The organism is Pseudoalteromonas phenolica (assembly GCF_044788725.1).
Classification (GTDB): Bacteria; Pseudomonadota; Gammaproteobacteria; order Enterobacterales; family Alteromonadaceae; genus Pseudoalteromonas; species Pseudoalteromonas phenolica_C.
In genome coordinates, this window is the sequence record NZ_CP173161.1 from 2,403,367 (window position 1) to 2,420,708 (window position 17,342).

At 39.2% G+C, this 17,342-nt stretch carries 18 protein-coding genes; 9 read left to right on the top strand and 9 right to left on the bottom strand.

The window, feature by feature from the left end; all coding sequences use genetic code 11:
• Window positions 1-6 precede the first annotated feature (6 nt).
• A complete protein-coding gene (locus ACH784_RS10980) occupies window positions 7-978 on the bottom strand; it encodes a diguanylate cyclase (protein ID WP_404390132.1) in 972 nt (323 codons plus the stop codon).
• Between the two features lie 4 nt (window positions 979-982).
• Window positions 983-1,987 (bottom strand): response regulator, encoded by a 1,005-nt coding sequence (locus ACH784_RS10985; protein ID WP_404390134.1) that lies wholly within the window; start codon window positions 1,985-1,987, stop codon window positions 983-985.
• A 193-nt stretch (window positions 1,988-2,180) separates the two neighbouring features.
• Between ACH784_RS10985 and tpx the strand changes: the two genes are divergently transcribed.
• A complete protein-coding gene (gene tpx / locus ACH784_RS10990; protein ID WP_404390136.1) occupies window positions 2,181-2,786 on the top strand; it encodes a thiol peroxidase in 606 nt (201 codons plus the stop codon).
• Between the two features lie 47 nt (window positions 2,787-2,833).
• On the opposite strand, the gene adk is transcribed toward tpx, so the two are convergent.
• The 3 genes from adk to ACH784_RS11005 all read right to left on the bottom strand — a co-directional run bounded on the left by adk (window position 2,834) and on the right by ACH784_RS11005 (window position 6,737).
• Window positions 2,834-3,478 carry an adenylate kinase gene (adk, locus tag ACH784_RS10995; RefSeq protein ID WP_404390138.1) on the bottom strand — a complete coding sequence of 215 codons (645 nt, stop codon included), beginning with the start codon at window positions 3,476-3,478 and terminating at the stop codon, window positions 2,834-2,836.
• Window positions 3,479-3,631: 153 nt separating this feature from the next.
• Window positions 3,632-5,545 (bottom strand): molecular chaperone HtpG, encoded by a 1,914-nt coding sequence (gene htpG / locus ACH784_RS11000; protein ID WP_404390140.1) that lies wholly within the window; start codon window positions 5,543-5,545, stop codon window positions 3,632-3,634.
• Window positions 5,546-5,669: 124 nt separating this feature from the next.
• Window positions 5,670-6,737, bottom strand: a complete 1,068-nt coding sequence (locus ACH784_RS11005) for an AI-2E family transporter (RefSeq protein ID WP_404390142.1) — start codon at window positions 6,735-6,737, stop codon at window positions 5,670-5,672.
• 351 nt (window positions 6,738-7,088) lie between these two features.
• On the opposite strand from ACH784_RS11005, the gene ACH784_RS11010 reads away from it, so the two are divergent.
• From ACH784_RS11010 to ACH784_RS11030, 5 genes are read left to right on the top strand one after another with little or no spacing between them, the layout of a single operon-like run.
• On the top strand, window positions 7,089-7,760 hold the full coding sequence (locus tag ACH784_RS11010) for a hypothetical protein (protein WP_404390144.1): 672 nt from the start codon (window positions 7,089-7,091) through the stop codon (window positions 7,758-7,760).
• A gap of 1 nt (window position 7,761) precedes the next feature.
• Complete coding sequence (locus ACH784_RS11015; protein WP_404390146.1) at window positions 7,762-9,210, top strand: M48 family metalloprotease; 1,449 nt, start codon at window positions 7,762-7,764, stop codon at window positions 9,208-9,210.
• Between the two features lie 52 nt (window positions 9,211-9,262).
• On the top strand, window positions 9,263-9,610 hold the full coding sequence (gene arsC, locus ACH784_RS11020; RefSeq protein WP_404390148.1) for an arsenate reductase (glutaredoxin): 348 nt from the start codon (window positions 9,263-9,265) through the stop codon (window positions 9,608-9,610).
• Complete coding sequence (wrbA, locus tag ACH784_RS11025; RefSeq protein WP_404390150.1) at window positions 9,610-10,161, top strand: NAD(P)H:quinone oxidoreductase; 552 nt, start codon at window positions 9,610-9,612, stop codon at window positions 10,159-10,161. Before arsC ends, wrbA begins: the two co-directional genes overlap by 1 nt.
• Window positions 10,158-10,592, top strand: a complete 435-nt coding sequence (locus ACH784_RS11030; protein ID WP_404390152.1) for a DUF2069 domain-containing protein — start codon at window positions 10,158-10,160, stop codon at window positions 10,590-10,592. Before wrbA ends, ACH784_RS11030 begins: the two co-directional genes overlap by 4 nt.
• A 43-nt stretch (window positions 10,593-10,635) precedes the next feature.
• Here ACH784_RS11030 and ACH784_RS11035 read toward each other — a convergent pair whose 3' ends face one another.
• A complete protein-coding gene (locus ACH784_RS11035) occupies window positions 10,636-11,967 on the bottom strand; it encodes an ankyrin repeat domain-containing protein (RefSeq protein ID WP_404390154.1) in 1,332 nt (443 codons plus the stop codon).
• Window positions 11,968-12,141: 174 nt separating this feature from the next.
• Here ACH784_RS11035 and ACH784_RS11040 point away from each other — a divergent pair, with 174 nt between their 5' ends.
• Entirely contained in the window at window positions 12,142-12,303 is a 162-nt protein-coding gene (locus tag ACH784_RS11040) for a DUF2897 family protein (protein ID WP_404390156.1), read from the top strand.
• A gap of 30 nt (window positions 12,304-12,333) precedes the next feature.
• Here the strand turns inward: ACH784_RS11040 and ACH784_RS11045 are convergent, their stop codons facing one another.
• Window positions 12,334-13,704, bottom strand: coding sequence for a YjiH family protein (locus ACH784_RS11045; protein ID WP_404390158.1), 1,371 nt, complete (start codon window positions 13,702-13,704; stop codon window positions 12,334-12,336).
• Between the two features lie 66 nt (window positions 13,705-13,770).
• Window positions 13,771-14,832, bottom strand: coding sequence for an outer membrane protein assembly factor BamC (gene bamC, locus ACH784_RS11050; RefSeq protein WP_404390160.1), 1,062 nt, complete (start codon window positions 14,830-14,832; stop codon window positions 13,771-13,773).
• 520 nt (window positions 14,833-15,352) lie between these two features.
• On the opposite strand from bamC, the gene ACH784_RS11055 reads away from it, so the two are divergent.
• Window positions 15,353-15,886, top strand: coding sequence for a glycine cleavage system protein R (locus ACH784_RS11055; RefSeq protein ID WP_404390162.1), 534 nt, complete (start codon window positions 15,353-15,355; stop codon window positions 15,884-15,886).
• Between the two features lie 8 nt (window positions 15,887-15,894).
• Window positions 15,895-16,368 carry a thioredoxin-dependent thiol peroxidase gene (gene bcp, locus ACH784_RS11060; RefSeq protein ID WP_058030105.1) on the top strand — a complete coding sequence of 158 codons (474 nt, stop codon included), beginning with the start codon at window positions 15,895-15,897 and terminating at the stop codon, window positions 16,366-16,368.
• A 67-nt stretch (window positions 16,369-16,435) separates the two neighbouring features.
• On the opposite strand, the gene ACH784_RS11065 is transcribed toward bcp, so the two are convergent.
• Window positions 16,436-17,320 carry an NAD(P)-dependent oxidoreductase gene (locus ACH784_RS11065; RefSeq protein WP_404390164.1) on the bottom strand — a complete coding sequence of 295 codons (885 nt, stop codon included), beginning with the start codon at window positions 17,318-17,320 and terminating at the stop codon, window positions 16,436-16,438.
• Window positions 17,321-17,342 lie beyond the last annotated feature (22 nt).

The window sequence follows — 17,342 nt, forward strand, 5'->3', positions numbered from 1 at the left end:
GAAATTTTAATCTTTCATGTCTTTACTAAAACACGCCACTCGATTTCGTCCAGTTTCTTTAGCATGATAGAGCGCAATGTCAGCAGCTTCTATCCACTCTTCATGTTTAGAAAAATCGCTAGAAAAAGTTGCAACACCAATACTGACTGTTACTTTTATAACTTTTTCATCATAGTAAATTGATGACTTCTCTATAAGAGAGCGAAGTCTGTCTGCAAAGATAACGGCTCCCTCTTGAGGTGTGTCGACAAGGGTTACTGCAAACTCCTCACCTCCATATCGACCAGCAGTATCAGATTCCCTTAATGTTTTCTTTAAGAGATCAGAAATATGTCTAATCGCTTCATCACCACCACCATGGCCGTATTCATCATTTATCTTTTTAAAGAAATCTATATCGAACATCAGTAAGCTGCTCATGCCCTGACTTCTTTGCAGACGAAGAAACTCTTTCTTTAGCTGGTCTTCCCAAAAACCTCGATTTGACAGCTTAGTTAAACTATCTGTCCGGCTCATCTTTTCTAGCTGACGATTAGCAAGTTCAAGATCTTGCTTATTCACAGCCTCATCAGTGACATCGTATATGATCAAACAAATATGGCTTACTTCACCAGTTAGGGTGGTCAACGGAATAATCGTTGAATTCTGATACATATGATCAGCTTTGCCTGTTATCGGGCGATAATTTTTAAACCTGAATATATAAGGTTGCTGCTCCCAAATAGTGAAAGAACGATTCTTTAAAACAAAAACAGGCTCTGTTTTACTTCGGAACCACTTTTCATCAAGGCTTGGAAATAAATCAAAGATATCTTTGTCTTTCACTGCACTTGGCAATAAACCCGAATGGTTTTCCATGAAGCCATTCCAAACACAGACCTGATAGTTTCTGTCAAGCACTACCAGACCAACATCGACGGTATTAAACATATCCATCAACCAGTGAACTTCATTCATGTCAAAATCTGCAGCAGGCATACAATTATTCTTCTAGTAAATAAGCAACTTTATATTTGAGGGTTTTAATTGAGTCCTCAGTAAACAACAACATCAAATCACATTTAATATCATGGTCTTCAATGCCATAACTAATTTCAATCGCTAACGTTCTTTGCCAGCGACCTTTATTAGCTTTTACGAGGTCAGACACTTCACAATGTTGACCTAAAACGACCGGATGCCCTTGACTAAATGGCATATCTAGCTGGCGAGACAAGCCCGATAAAATTGCGCCTATCAGGATATTACTTATATCCATTAACAGCTCTAATTCTACTTTGTTGTTCAATTCGCCTGAATAATTCATCAAGGATGCGATTTCTTTAAAGCTGGAGTCATTTAAAAGTAATAAAGCTTCTCCAGAAACCCCACCACCGATAAAACCTTGGCATACCCCCGACGTTGAAGCATTTGCATCGATGGCTTGCAGCGCCATATGGAGTTCACTTACTTCCAATACATTGACGTTGGGGATAGGCAGTTCAACAAACACATTAAGAAGTCTAGCTAGCAAGTCTCCTGCTTGACCCATTGCGACATTTGTCAACTCTTGGTAGATGTCTCGCAATTCAGAATCTACTTGCTCGCCCAACTTATGGACTAAGCTTTCTCGAATTGCTCTATCACGAATGCCATGTTGTTCAATAATCTCTATTAGCTTTTCTTTGTCACAGGGCTTGCGAATAAAATCAATTGCACCTAGAGACATTACACGTTCATGTGCGTTTGGTTGAATATCACCTGAAACAACTACGGTTAAAACATTTAAGTTTTGCTCATTGATGGCTTGGAGAACTTCATAGCCATCCATATGAGGCATATTAAGATCTAAGAAAAGTATTTCAGGAGAGAATTGCTTAATTTTTTCTAAACAATCTAAACCGTGCTCTGCAAATTCAACTTTGATATCCCAGTCTTCTGGCAACGAGCGGGCTAATTGCCGACGCGCAAGTTTGGAATCATCACAAATTAATACCAATGTTGACATAAAAGCTCTCTTCATTATTGAACTACTAGTTACCGTAATTCACTTTTGATTATAATTATTTGAAGTGCAGAACAATTGCAAATGTTAATAAATTCGGCTTAGATTTACAACGCAATTATTCTAAGTAACATATCATCTGAATATTAGTATAATACAGTTAAAACAATTAAGTTAACCCAATAAGGAATACTTTATGCTGAAAAAAATCTTACTGGCATTGAGTTTAGCTTCATGCGCCTCTGCAGCGCTTGAAATCGAAGAAAACCAAATAGACAAAGGCAAAGTATTTGCTCAAGGTAAGCAGGTCACATTATTGGGTCAAGGTGTAACAACTGAGCAACAAGCACCTAGTTTTAAAGTCGTTGATAGTCAGTTTAAACCTATCACTCTACAAGACTTTGCTGGTAAAGCAGTGCTTATCAGTGTTGTGCCAAGCTTGGATACTGGGGTTTGTAGCTTACAAACTAAATTCTTTAATCAGGAAGTTGCCGATAAATTCCCAAATGTTGAAATGCTGACTATCAGCGCTGATTTACCATTTGCGCAAAAGCGCTTTTGTGCAGTTGAGGGCATAGATAAAATCAAAACACTTTCGGACTCTGTTTGGAGAGACTTTGGCCAAAAATATGGGTTATATATAAAAGATATGGGGTTATTAAGTCGTGCTATTTTTGTTTTAGACAAAGAGCACAAAATAACTTACAAGCAACTCGTTTCAAACCTTGCCACTGAGCCAAATTACGAAGAAGCCATTGCGCACCTTAACGCAATATCTTCTGAAAAAACTGAAGTAGAATAAAACAAAAAAGCCGCAATTGCGGCTTTTCTTTTAGGTTAATAACTCAATTAACCTAGTAATTCACCTAGCTGAGCGCTCACCGCTTCTACAGCCTGTGTACCATCTAAACGGTGGTACTGAGTATTGCCCTGCTCTGCTTCTGCTTGGTAATAATCAACTAGTGGCTTAGTTTGGTCGTGGTAGATACCTAAACGCTTACGCACTGTTTCTTCAACGTCATCATCACGAATGATTAGGTCTTCACCTGTTACGTCATCTTTACCTTCCACTTTAGGTGGATTGTAAACTACATGGTAAACACGACCAGAACCTGGGTGTACACGGCGACCGCCCATACGCTCAACGATGATCTCATCAGCAACGTCAAACTCAATAACGTGGTCGATAGCAATGCCATTCTCTTTCATTGCATCCGCTTGAGGGATTGTGCGTGGGAAACCATCTAGTAAGAAACCATTTTCGCAATCAGATTTAGCAATACGCTCTTTCACTAGACCGATGATGATTTCATCAGAAACTAGCTGACCTGCGTCCATTACTTTCTTAGCTTCAAGACCCAGAGGCGTGCCCTCTTTGATTGCAGCACGTAGCATATCACCAGTTGAGATCTGTGGAATGCCGTATTTGTCCATTAAAAATTGAGCTTGAGTGCCTTTACCTGCACCCGGCGCGCCTAGAAGGATGATGCGCATAGTGTGTTCCTCTTATTCGGGAGTTTATTTGAAGTTGTTGGGATTTTTTCACAAGCTGCATGTTATCTCAAGCAACTTATACTAATTGCTGATTAACTGCACAAAAAAAGGGGCCAAAGTGATACTTTGGCCCCTTCAATATTAAAAAAGCGGTTACTTGCTTAAATCAAGCATTAGCTTGTTAAGTTTCGCTACGAATGCAGCAGGATCTTTTAAGCTTCCACGTTCTGCTAACAAGGCTTGATCTAGTAATACATCAGACCATTGTGCAAATTTATCTTCATCTTGCTCAACGTTTAAGTGTTTCACAAGTTGATGATCAGGGTTTAATTCAAAGATTGGCTTCGCTTCTGGTACTGCTTGGCCCACTGACTCCATCAGTTTTTGCATTTGCGAACTCATGTCGTTGTCATCAACAACCACACAAGCCGGAGAATCAGTCAAGCGGTGCGTGAAGCGCACTTCTTTAACTTTGTCGCCTAATACTGTTTTAATGCGCTCAACTAAGCCTTCAACTTCTTTTTCGCTTTCTTCTTGCGCTTTCTTTGTTTCTTCGTCGTCTAGGTCACCTAGGTCTAAGTCACCACGAGTAATTGATGCAAACTGCTTCTCGTTGAATTCAGTTAAGTGACTCATCATCCACTCATCAACGCGATCTGCCATAAGTAGTACTTCGATGCCTTTCTTGCGGAAGATTTCTAAATGAGGAGAACTCTTCGCCGCTTCGAAGCTATCTGCAACAACATAGTAAATCTTATCTTGCCCTTCTTTCATACGCTCAATATATTGCTCTAAAGACACATTTTCAGTGCTTTCGTCAGTATGCGTTGAGCTGAAGCGAAGTAGCTTCGCAATGGCTTCTTTATTTGAGATATCTTCAGCAGGACCTTCTTTTAATACCTTACCGAATTCATTCCAGAATGTTTGATACTCTTCTGGTTTGTTCTTGCCCATGCGGTCAAGCATCTTAAGTACTCGAGATGTACAGCCTTTGCGGATCGCTTGAGTGATCTTATTATCTTGTAGAATCTCACGTGATACGTTTAGTGGTAAATCGTTTGAATCTAGTAGACCTTTCACAAAACGAAGATAGCTTGGCATAAACTGCTCAGCATCATCCATAATGAATACGCGTTGCACATAAAGCTTTAAGCCACTTTGACGGTCGCGGTTCCATAAATCAAATGGTGCTTTTTTAGGAATATAAAGCAGGCTCGTATATTCGGTCTTACCTTCAACTTTATTGTGAGCCCAAGTTAGAGGCTCTTCCCAGTCATGACCTACGTGCTTATAAAACTCTTTGTATTCTTCGTCAGAAACTTCTGATTTGTCACGCGTCCAAAGGGCTGTCGCACGGTTAATTGCTTCCCATTCACCAGGTTGCGCAGGGATTTTTTCACCGTCTGGGCCTTCAGACTCTTCAACAGGTTGCTTATACATTTCAACCGGAATTGAAATATGATCAGAATACTTAGTCACGATACTACGTAAACGGTACTCTTCTAAAAACTCAGTTTCGTCTTCGCGTAAGTGAAGAATAATATCTGTACCGCGCGATTCTTTTTCAACTTCAGCCAGCGTAAATTCACCTTCGCCTTTTGAATACCACTCTACAGCCTTTTCTTCGCCAGCCTTACGTGTCACAACTGTTACTGCATCAGCAACAATAAATGCAGAGTAGAAACCAACACCAAACTGACCAATTAATTGTGAGTCTTTTGCTTGGTCACCAGATAAGTTTTGGAAAAATTCTGCAGTACCAGACTTTGCAATCGTACCCAGTGAGTTAATCACTTCTTCGCGGGTCATACCAATACCGTTATCTGAGATAGTTACGGTTTTTGCGTCTTTATCTGCACTAATACGAACGCGTAAGTTTGCATCACCCTCGTAAAGGTCACCGTTTTGCAGCGCTAAAAAGCGAAGCTTGTCAGCTGCATCCGATGCGTTTGAAACCAATTCACGTAAAAAGATCTCTTTATTTGAATATAAAGAGTGGATCATTAGGTTTAGTAATTGTTTGACTTCTGTTTGAAAGCCTAATGTTTCTTTTTGAGCTGTGGTCATCTTTATCTCCGATTAAACCAGTATTTGCACAGTGTTATGAGGTATATGGGGCGAGGAAAAATAACTTCAAGAGGAAATTTGAAATTTTTTGCGCTGCAATGACTGCAGCGCAAAAAAAGCATGGTTAGTTTTGAACTTGGGGCTTCCAACTATCAGACCAAGCATTGAACAATGCTTTCACAAGCGATGCCATTGGGATTGCAAAAAATACCCCCCAAAAGCCCCACAAGCCTCCAAAAAATAACACTGCAACAATAATAAATACTGGGTTTAAGTCTACCGCTTCAGAGAATAAAAGCGGGACTAATACATTACCGTCTAAGGCTTGAATGATCCCGTACACAATTAAAATGGTCCAAAATTGTGTGTCTAACCCGAATTGGAACATGGCCACCGCCGCAACCGGAATAGTCACTAACGCTGCTCCTACAAATGGAATAAGTACAGAGAAACCAACCAGTGCTCCAAGAAGGGCTGCATAGCGTAAATCTAGAATCCAGAACGCGACAAATGTGGCAGTACCAATAATGAGAATTTCTAGTACCTTACCACGAATGTAGTTCATGATTTGATGATCCATTTCATGCCAAACCTGCTGGATCAGTCGCCTATCTTTAGGTACCAATACAGACATACTTTTAATTAACGCTTCTTTGTCTTTCAACATAAAGAAAACCAGTAAAGGCACTAAGATTAAATAAATCATCCAAGCGACAATATCTTTAATGGAGGTTAATGAGAACGATAAGATTACTTGGCCTGCTTCAAGAATTTTATTCTCAGTGCTGGCGACTAGCGCTTTTACTTGCTCACCTGAAATAAGTGTTGGATATTGCTCTGGCAAATGAAGCAAAAAGACCTTTCCTTTTTCTAGCATAGCAGGAGCTTCTTGAAGTAAATTACTTAATTGCTGCCAAAGCACTGGAATAAGGCCTAAGGCCATCATTAATAAAACACTGGCAAATAAAAGAATAATACAGCCTGTTGCTAATACCCTACTTTTAATAATTGCTTCTATTTTTGATACTGGCCATTCGAGCAAATAAGCAATCACTATCGCAACCAAAACCGGTAATATATAAGGACCAAAGAAGTAAAGTGCGGCAGCTAGTCCCAACACAATAAATAGGAGTGTTACTGAGTTTGGATCAGAAAATTTATTCTTATACCACTTTGAAACAAGTTCAAACATATTAGAAATTTACCTCAATAAATGGAAAGGGTTTCGCGTTTTGATAATGGGTGTAGACAAACTGCTTATTGTCTAAAAACGCCAAGATATCTTCGATCAGTTGTTTTTTTTCATAAATAAAGCACACTGACTGCCGCTTTTTTTCTGCATGTTTTAGTTGAAACTTAAATTGCACAAACAGTTGCGGACATCGGTACTCTGTTAAGTCTATTTTTAACTGCATAGTTTTAATAATAAATTTTTCTAGAAGCAGTGTAACATTAAAAAATCAAACATAACTATTATCAAAGTAGATAGCTAAGCGACAATCGTTTATTCTTATTAGTAGTTTATATTTTTTCGCATGTACTTATGGCAAGAGTTAATAACAAAGCAAAGTTACCGGATAACCCATCATTAAAAGATATCAACTGGTATAAAAAACAGCTTAACTGGGGAGAGTTACCACCTTTTTATCACTTAGTTGCATCATCTGTGAGTGAAAGTGATGGATTGTTTCAGCATGGCTTTGATAACGCAGTAACACGTCTCGTCGACAAGCGTAACTGGAACTTAGAGTTATTAGACGGGTACGAGGATGATAATGGCACTATTCATTGCGAAAACAAGCCTAGAATTGCTATTCATCAAGTTTTCACTGATCGAGGCTTTGAGTTATGGGCGACCCCCTACGCTAAAGATAAACCTCTCGAATCAGACTTTTTGATCAAAGATAACAAATTCATTGAGTTCAAGACCTGGGATCCACACTCAATGAAAAACCTTCTAAGGTTTAACCAATTACATAAATTCATAGCCTTTTATTTTGAAAGAGGCGACCTAGCAGACAAGGCATTAATCCTACACTCTCACAAAGTAGTTCATAAAATTATTGCTTATTTAAAAAAAGAAATGAACGTTATTAAGGTAAAAGGTGTCTCAATTAAAGAATTTTACCAACTTTGTGAAAAAGATAGCCGTGTATGTAGTGACGAGATTGATCTAGCTAAGATCATGATCGGACTTGACTGTAATAAGGAATAACATGCTAAAAAGCTTAATGCTGGGTGGCTTACTCAGCACTATGCTACTGTTTTCTAGTAGTTCAAATGCTCAAACCGATTTTAAACTTCCCGATTTAGGCTCTTCAGCATTAGAAGTTTTACCAATAGACAAAGAAAAGGCGTTGGGTAAAGTGATGATGATGCAGATCAGAGGTGCATCACCACTCGTTCAAGATCCCGTTTTAGACGAATATATAGCATCATTGGGTAATAAATTGGTCGCCAATGCAAATGATGTAAGATTCCCCTTCTCATTTTTTTTGATTAATAATCAAGCAATTAATGCTTTTGCTTTTTACGGTGGTCACGTAGGAATTCATACTGGCTTAATTGCCCAATCAGATAACGAAAGCCAACTCGCGTCGGTTATTGGACATGAAATTGCACACGTCACTCAACGTCATCTTGCTCGAAGGTTACAATACCAAAAAGATAACTCAGCTTTAACTATTGCAGGCATTGTTACAGGTATTCTTGCGACAATTATTGCGCCAGATGCGGGGATGGCAATTTTATCTGCTAGTTCAACGCAATCGACACTTGGTCAACTTTCTCATAGTCGAAAAGCAGAACAAGAAGCAGACCGCTTTGGCATGCAAACTTTATATAATGCTGGCTTTGATCCAACTCAAGCAGGTGAATTTTTAACAAAATTATCAAACCAAGTTCGCTACCAAACTAAGCCCCCCGCTTTTTTATTAACTCACCCACTACCAGATACTCGAGTCTCTGATGTTCGCCTCAGAGCGCAGCAATACGAACAAAGACAAATACAGCCTAGCCACCAATTTAACTTAGCCAAAAGCCGTGTCATTGCGAGGTATCAATTAGAAAGCAAAGACGCCCAAGCATTTTTTGAAAACGAGCTAAGAAAGTCTAGAGCACTCAACAATGCCCATTTGCAATACGGCCTTGCAATCAGTTTATTAGATCAAAAGCAGCTAGACAAAGCAGAAAAAATACTTTCTCCTCTCTTAGATAGCGAACCCAATAACTTATTCTACTTAGACGTTCTGACCGATATTTTAATTAGCCAAGGAAAAGCAAGCGAAGCTGTTACCTTGCTCGCAAAACAAAATAGCTTAAGACCAAACAACCAAATATTAGCATTAAATTACGCCAACGCAGCAATACAAGCAAAAGAGTATGACATTGCTGAACAGACATTAAGAGTTTTTTTACTTGATGATCCTGAGCACCTATTAGCAAAAGAGCTATTAGCTGAAGTTTATAAAAGCAACAAAAATCAATCTGCTTACTTCGAAGCAAAAGCAGACGTTCTTGCTGAGTATGGTGCTTTTCTGAAAGCTGCTGACGAGATCCAGCGCGCCCTTAATCATGTTAATGACAATGAAACTGTCAAGAAAACACGACTGAAAGCACTACTCAAGCAATACCGACAAATGCAGAAAGAAGTCGCAAAGCTTTAAGTATGTGCTGTGTTACCTTAAAATATGCGAAATTTTTAAATAGGGCTTAAACATGTCAGTAACCATTTACCATAATCCACGTTGTTCAAAATCTCGTGAAACACTTGCTTTACTAGAAAGTAATGACGTTCAGCCTAGTGTCGTTGAATATTTGAAAACACCTGTAGACTTGGCAACATTAGACACGTTACTTGCTCAACTAGGTTTTGACTCTGCGCATCAGCTGATCCGTAGTAAAGAAACGCTATATAAAGAGCTAAATTTAAGCAAAGACACAGACGAAGCAACGCTGAAACAAACAATGATTGAGAACCCTAAACTTATCGAGCGCCCTATCGTTGTTAAAGGTGATAAAGCTGCGATTGGTCGTCCACCTGAGTCTGTATTGGCTATTCTTTAATGACCACATTATTGGTTCTGTTTCATTCAAGCCATGGTTCAGTAAGGGCTATGGCGAATGAAATTGCCGATGCAGCTGAAGCACTCGGTGCAAATGTACTGCTTCGTACTTTTGAGCAAAGAGATGCGCACGATATTGTTGTTAGCAAGGATGACTTGCTAGTTTGCGATGCGCTCGCGTTTGGTACGCCTACCCGATTTGGCATGATGGCAGCGCAAGCTAAACAATTTTGGGAAACAACCAGTGACATCTGGCTAAAGGGCCAGTTAATTGATAAGCCAGCCTGTGTTTTTACATCATCTAGCAGTATGCATGGTGGTAATGAAGCAACGTTATTAAACCTTTCATTACCACTACTCCATCATGGCATGATGCTTTTGGGTGTGCCTTATGATGTACCAGAGTTATTACAAACTCAAACCGGTGGCACTCCATATGGTGCAAGCCATGTTGCAGGCGCTTCTAATAGCTCAACACTCAGTGAAACAGAAGCAAAAATTTGCCGCTCTGTTGGACAACGTCTATTTACTATTGCAGAAAAATTAAAATGACACCTGTAGAAAAAAAACCGCTTACTAAGCGATTTCAAAGTATGGCCCTATTTGGTTATATTGGCCTACTTATCTTAATGCCTTTATGGTTATTTGTGATCTCTCCAAGAGAAGGTCATAGCATAGGCTTTATGTTTACCGTGTACGTTCTGCCACTGCTTTTACCACTAAGAGGCTTTATTAAAGACAACCCATATACTTATGCATGGGCAAACTTTATTGTACTGATTTATTTCTTGCATGGCTTTACTCTACTTTGGGTTGCCAGTGATGAATTAGTTTGGGTATTACTTGAGCTATTATTCGCTAGCAGTATGTTCATTGGTTGTACATATTACGCGAAGCATCGCGGCCAAGAACTAGGTTTAAGAATTCGTAAATTAAAGCAAGACTTAGCAGATGAAAAAGCTGCTCATGAAAGTGATAAATAAAAATAATCGATTGTTACAAAAAGAGCACCTAATGGTGCTCTTTTTATTTACTCGTTAAAACGGTAAATAGTACTAGCAAAGACAATAATATCTGCAAACTGGTACTCAAATACGCTTTTCCATATAGGAGCTTTAATGACCAAGGGTGACGCTTAACAGGATATAATGCGCCATGCTTAATTCGTTTAGATACAAAAACAAGCAAAACACTGATCGCTGAAAACAACCAAACGCTTTCACTTTTATATTCAAATGAATCACTAAAAAATAGCGCTAGCTGCAAAGGGAATGCAAAGCAAGCAAGTGCTACTAGTATATGCACTAGTCTTATCCGATTATATTGCTCCCCTTCAGATAATTCCTTTATACCATGTTGCTCTAACGTTTTCTTTCCTATAAATGCCCCATGCTTTAATGCCAAACGATAAGGTGTTTGCCCCAACTCATTAACAACTTTTGCCTTACAACCATGGTTAAATAACAAAGAAATCATTGCAGATGAATTAGACAAAACGGCAAAATGCATTACGCCATTACCACTTGCATCTTTCTGAGTAAGGTCCTGATACTCTAAAAGTTGCTCAACAATACTAACAAACCCTTTCTCTATGGCGTACATAAACGCATTCTTGCCACTGTCATCACATACTGATGCTGTAGCCCCTTGTTTTATATATTCAATAACATCAGCTTGTTTTACTTGCTCTGATGTAATGACTCTAAGTAGGGCTTCTTCTAGTAAGGTTTTCACCTTATCTTCATCAATTAGTTGTCTAAGTAAATCAAATAGCGGCTGCTCTGAATCGTTATAAGACAATAAATACTGCGTGGTTGTATCAAGATCTTCCAAACATTCTGGCAACAATTCAATTAATGGCTGTCTTAAATTTTCATTCTGCCAACAACTAACTAATTGTTGAGGCGACAACTTTACGCCATTTTCAATTATCCACAACGCCACGTTGCCCATATTTTTTTCAATCAATAAATCAAAAAAATCAGGATAAGCGACACAATTTAGTTGTACGCCTATTTGGCTGTATTGAGCAAGGCGCTGAATAAGCATTAACACAATTGCTTGTTGATCAAGACCAGCTTCATTGAAGTGTGAAACAAGCATATCGGTATAGACCCTATGCTCTTCTTCATATTCATCAATATGCTGAAAGTAGCAAGCTTCAAATGGGTCAAGAGGCTTAAGCCAAGTAAGATAAAAAACAGGAGGTAATATAGTGCTTTCAACACCTTGATCATCTGTCAAGGTTTGGCACTCAGGCCAGGCTTCAAGGGCGTCTAGAATGAAAGCGCCATTTTGCTCTGCGAGCCCTTTCAAAAGTAATGGATATTGTGAAGGCCAAATTAAAACTTTTTCCATTAATCACTCACAAAGTTCGAAGCTGAATGTATTTAACAACAAATCTTAAATTGCGCTGATGATATCAGCTCATATATATAAAATCTTATTTTTTCAGCTAATTTCAAGGTATCTTAACGAATCATTAGAAATTATAATAATACCGTAAAATAAAATCGATTAAGGCTAACACTCATGGCATCAAATCAATTAGAGACTTGGCAAGTCGTGCTTATCATTATTGGTGTACTGGCTATTATCTGGAGCAATGTCGCCCTTCTTAAATACTCAACAAAGTTCGATGTAAAAAAGAAAATCGACAAACAAATCAAACCAGATACAAAAGAAAAAGAGTAAAGCTTTTAACCTTTACTCTTCCTGAATACCTTACACTAACCAATGCGCCATTAAAGCAATCACGGGTAATGTCACTAGTGTTCTTAAAATAAAGATTGTAAATAACTCAAGGATATTGACCGGAATTTTACTACCAAGCAGTAAGGCACCTACCTCTGACATATAAATGAGCTGTGTCACACTCATAGCAGCGACAATGAAACGTGTTACATCACTTTCTATGCTACTCGCAGCTAAAATAGAAGGTATAAACATATCTGCAAACCCAACCACTATGGTTTGCGCCGCTTGTGCAGCCTCAGGTACTTGTAGCAACTCTAAATAAGGTACGAACGGCATACCAAGATATTGGAAGATTGGCGTATACTCAGCGATAATCAATGCAAAAGTACCCACAGCCATAACAACGGGTAAAACTGCAAATACCATATCTAAGGCATTGGTCATGCCCTCTCTAACTGTACCTTTAACGCCGGGTGCTTTTTCAGCTTTTTCTAATGCCACAGACAACGCATGTTGAAACAAGGTTTTACCTTCTGGTACTGCTTCTGCATCGTGCGCAGGTTCAGTGCCATCAATATAGGTTGATTTTTTAAAACTTAAAGGCGGTAATCGAGGCACGATAATCGCAGCGACAAAACCCGCTAAACATACGGTTAAATAGAAAGGGGCAAACAAATGTTCTAGCTTTACTTGGCCTATCACGACTAAGCAAAAAGTGATTGAAACAGCCGAGAAAGTCGTTCCAATAATGGCGGCTTCTTTTTGTGTGTAGTACTTTTCTTCATATTGGCGCGCTGTCATTAAAATACCGACACTGCCGTCACCTAACCAAGAAGCCACACAATTAACCGCACTTCGACCTGGTACACCAAATAGCGGACGCATCACTTTTGTCAGCAACGTACCAACGAGCTCCAACAAACCAAAGTTAAGTAATAGAGGTAACAATAAACCTGCCAATACAAAAACCGAAAATAGCACAGGGAGTAAGTCATTCAGTACCAAAGCTCCGGTATGCTCAGCATGAATGATACTAGGCCCCACTTTGAAGAAAGTCATAACAATGAAAACGGCACCAAATAGACGCGTAATTAACCAAATCCAGCTGACATCGAACAAATGTTTAAACAGGTGAAACTTCATTAGTCCTTGCGGCTTCAAAAGTTTTGCCACTAAGCTCAATATTGCAGTTAGGCATACTACACCCACAATCATGGCATGAATAAATGGAGCCACTAATGTTTGTAGTTTTTTTGCTAAAACTGCAATGGGGATTGTCATTGCTTCGCCAATCGCGACCGGTGTCATAAATAAAAACACCCCGATTAGAGACGGCACGATGAACGCAAATAAAGTACGCCAATGTACTTTTGTTTGCTGATAAGGTTGAGTTGTCATTGTTATATACCTACATAAACGCAGAAAAGAGCCGTAGCTCTTTTCTGTTCATAAAATGTTTGTTGCTTAAATTGATAAGCCTTTGTTACCAATAGCTTTTGTTAAACTTTGTTGCAATTGCGACAACTGTTCAGCTGATAATAGTTCAGCATCATTATCACGCCATGTAACAGCAGATTTCTTTTCATCTAAAGGTGCTACTTTAATTCGGTAGTCACCTTCTGAGATAGGTAAAGATACAACCTCATCACCCCAAATAGAATCCCAAACACTGTCTTCTGGTTTTTCGTAACGAACATGTAACTCGTTCTCTTCACTGTCAATTTTGATAATTGTAAAATTCAGACGTTCTAATACATTACCTAGATTTACAACCACAAGATTTGCTGATTGAGGCGCTACCATTGCAGCATTTCCTTGTGGATCAAAGCCAATATCGAGAGCTAGCTCACCTTGTTGTTTACGAAGTTCAACAAGTAAAACACGATATTGATAATCAAATTCTGCAATTACTTGGTTTAAAGCTCTTACTTCAAGCTGTTGCTTGAGAAGATCGGTTAGTTCAACTGTATCGCTTTTATAATCAACTAATTCAGCCTGAAGTGACGCAGTTCTTTGGTGTTCGCTTTGCGCAACTGTAAACTTATACTTTTGCTGAGAAGGCGTTGTTTCTTCTTCCCAAAACCACTTTGATGAAGGCGCAATAACTGAATACCAGTTTGTTACTGCAACACCTTGATCTTTATCAATTGTTTCAAATCCTGCTTGCTCTTCAGTTGCAACGGTATCAACCGCCTGCCAAATAAATGCCGTTAGATTTTCGATTCCATCATTCTTGTCGAAAAAGACACGAGCAAATTTATCATTTTGTTCCACCCAAGAGCCGGCAGCAAGAGTAAGAACTTGCTGCGGTGGCCTTAGAGCGAGCTCTTCTGTATCGTTACTATACTGAGCTTGCGCCATTTCATAAGTTGGATCTTTATAAGGCTGCTTTAAGTCACCCGGAACTTGAACTGCTTTATTGATACGATAATTTCTTTCATGGTGGGTGTCATTTGTGAAAACACTACATCCAGATAAACCAAGGATCACGCCTAACGCGACCGCTTTTGGGATCCAATACTGCACTGATTATTCTCCTTAGCAGACCCTGTTATTTAGTTGTATGAGTCGGGCATGCTTAGTTTGGTTCACTGTAAAAGCGAAAATTATTACTGTGGCTAAACTTTCTTATAAATTTTAACCACTTAGAATCTTTGACTTTTAAAAATTTTGAATATGTTACTTGTCTATCCACACAAACACAAGAAAGCCCAGCCTAAAAGTGGCTGCAAGCTTTGTACGGTGCGTTATCTCTAGTATTGTGCTAGACTCTCGCGCGGCTTTTAAATTGGCAAGCATCAGCGAAAATCAACATCTTATACACACCCCTGTGCTGTATTGAAGATCTTCTTAAGATGTGAATAAAAAGCTTACAATCGAATATTTTGAAATTCGACAAGCATAGTATTCTTGAGCTACCTCAAGACGGTTTATGCTCAGTTGTGTCGAAATAAAGCATTAAGAAATCGTAGTTGAATTTACAGTGAAAGCTTTTTATGCGGTAAATCAATTACAAACGAAACAAATAAATTAATTTGGCTACTTAATGACCGCATTTACAAACCAACAATTAGTTTTAACCGCCATTGGCGAAGACCGCTCAGGCATTGTTAGCGAGCTCACCCAGCTTGTAAGTGACTGCCATTGCAATATCATTGATAGTCGTATCGCCATTCTAGGGCGAGAGTTTACCTTCATAATGCTTCTTAGCGGTGATATGGCCGCCATCAGCCGTGTTGAGCATACCCTACCTATTAAAGGCATGGAGCTCGGTTTGCTTACCATGATGAAACGTACCAGTTCTCATACCGAAGACGATTATATTGGCGCTTATAATTTAGAGTACACGGGGATAGATGCGCCAGGTACGCTCAGCAAAGTGACACGTTTTATCGCAGAGCATAATGTCAGTATCGCATCGTTAAAATCTGACACGTATGAACAAGATAATGAATTACATATGCGCTGTGAGTTAGAATTAAATTTACCTGCACAGATCGATCTTGACGATTTCAAAGTACAATTCGAAGCACTTTCAAGTACACTCAATGTAGATTACATTTTAAGACGTATTCGCTAAGGATATATATGAACACATTAAAAGCAGGTGACAACGCACCTTTATTCTCGTTACAAAACCAAAATGACGAAACAGTCGAGCTAAAAACCTTATTAGAATCAAACCAAGTTTTAGTTTACTTCTATCCTAAAGCGTCAACACCGGGTTGTACGGTTCAAGCTGAAAACCTGCGTAATGAAAAAGCACAACTTGCTGAGCTTAATACTGTTGCGGTTGGTATTAGCCCAGATCCAATCAAGCGTTTAAAGAACTTCGAAACTAAGAAAGAATTAAACTTTGACCTATTATCTGACGAAGATCATGCCATTGCAGATGCGTTCGGTGTGTGGGGTTTAAAGAAGTTTATGGGTAAAGAATACGACGGTATTCACAGAATTAGTTTCTTAGTGTCTCAAGATGGCAAAATCAAACATGTATTTGATAAATTCAAGACTAAAGACCATCACGAAGTAGTAATTAACTTCCTAAAAGAAAACGCATAATCGTATTTTTCTAAAAGCAAAAAGGTATGCTAAACGCATACCTTTTTTGTTTTACGCCCGACCTAAGTTACTTCTTGTTGTGAATCGCATCTAGGCGCGCTAATAGGCTCGATGTATCAAAACGGCCACCACCTAGCGCTTGTACGTCAGCATAATATTGATCAACCATTGCTGTCAGTGGAATACTTGCGCCGTTGTTTCGCGCTTCATCAAGGGCAATGCCTAAATCTTTACGCATCCAATCTACCGCAAAGCCGAACTCATATTCACCCGCTAACATGGTTTTATAACGGTTTTCCATTTGCCATGAACCAGCAGCACCTTTTGAAATTGTCTCAATGACTTTTTCACCATCTAGACCTGCTTGCTTAGCAAAATGAAGTCCCTCTGCTAAGCCTTGTACTACACCTGCAATACAAATTTGATTAACCATTTTACAGGTTTGACCTGCACCTACAGGCCCTAATAACTGGCTAAAACGACTAAACGCAGCCATAACAGGTTGCACTTTATCAAATACTGATTGTTCACCACCGACCATAACTGTCAATACGCCATTTTCTGCCCCTGCCTGACCACCTGATACGGGCGCATCAAGAAATGCGACTGATTGCTCTGTTGCCTTTTCAGCCACTTCTTTCGCGACTTTTGCTGATGTGGTTGTATGGTCGACTAAGATTGCACCTGACTTCATACCTGCAAGCACGCCTTCTTCCCCATACACAACTGAGCGTAAGTCATCGTCATTACCAACGCACATAAATACAATTTCAGCCTGCTCTGCTGCCAATTTTGGCGTAATTGCAAAATCACCGCCATGCTCTTTAGCCCAAGCTTTAGCTTTGGCTGTGGTGCGATTAAACACGGTTACCTGGTAACCCGCTTTCTGTAAATGTCCAGCCATTGGAAAGCCCATGACACCTAAACCGATAAAAGCCACATTCATTGACATAAAATTGTCCTATTTGTTTGTT